Here is a 641-nt window from a genome sequence, read left to right as displayed (position 1 = left end):
CCCCGGGCCTGGCGGCCGGATCGGCAGGCGACGACGGCGCGAGGGCGCTCGTGCGCGCGCGGCTCGTCGAGCAGGCGGAGGCGCTGCGGGGCGAGGACCCGCTCGTGCGCGTCGACGCACCGGGCGCCGTGCACCGCATGCGCGTCGCGGTGCGGCGGCTCCGGAGCGCGCTGCGCACCTTCCGGCCGATGCTCGACGCGGCGCGCTCCGAGCCGCTGCGCCGCGAGCTCGGCTGGATCGCGGGCGTCCTCGGCGAGGAGCGGGACGCCGAGGTGCTGCGGGCGCGCCTGGCGGCGCTCGTCGCCGAGCAGCCGGAGGAGCTCGTCGTCGGGCCCGTCGCGCAGCGCATCGACGACGCGCTCGGCGCCCGGCGGCGCGACGCGCACGAGCGCGTGCTCGAGGCGATGCGCTCCGGCCGCTACTTCGCGCTCGTCGACTCGCTCGAGGCCGCGGCGGCTGCGCCGCCGTGGTCTGATGGCGAGTGGGACGATGTCGACGCGCTCGCGCCCCTCGTGCGGCGCGACCTGCGGCGCACGGCACGGCGGCTGCAGGCCGCGCTCGACGCGTCCGGTGACGAGCGGGATCGACTGCTGCACGACGCCCGCCGGGCGGCGAAGCGCGCGCGCTACGCGGCCGAGGCG

General features: G+C 79.7%; 1 protein-coding gene. It reads left to right on the top strand.

What is annotated here, in order from left to right; genetic code table 11:
• A partial coding sequence (locus tag NWP09_RS13135; RefSeq protein WP_258275928.1) for a CHAD domain-containing protein occupies positions 1-641 on the top strand: 641 nt, incomplete at both ends.

Origin of the sequence: Agrococcus sp. HG114 (assembly GCF_024723325.1) — a bacterium.
Classification (GTDB): domain Bacteria; phylum Actinomycetota; class Actinomycetes; order Actinomycetales; family Microbacteriaceae; genus Agrococcus.
Note: the sequence above shows the minus strand (reverse complement) of the source record. Positions and strands in the feature narration are given on the sequence as shown.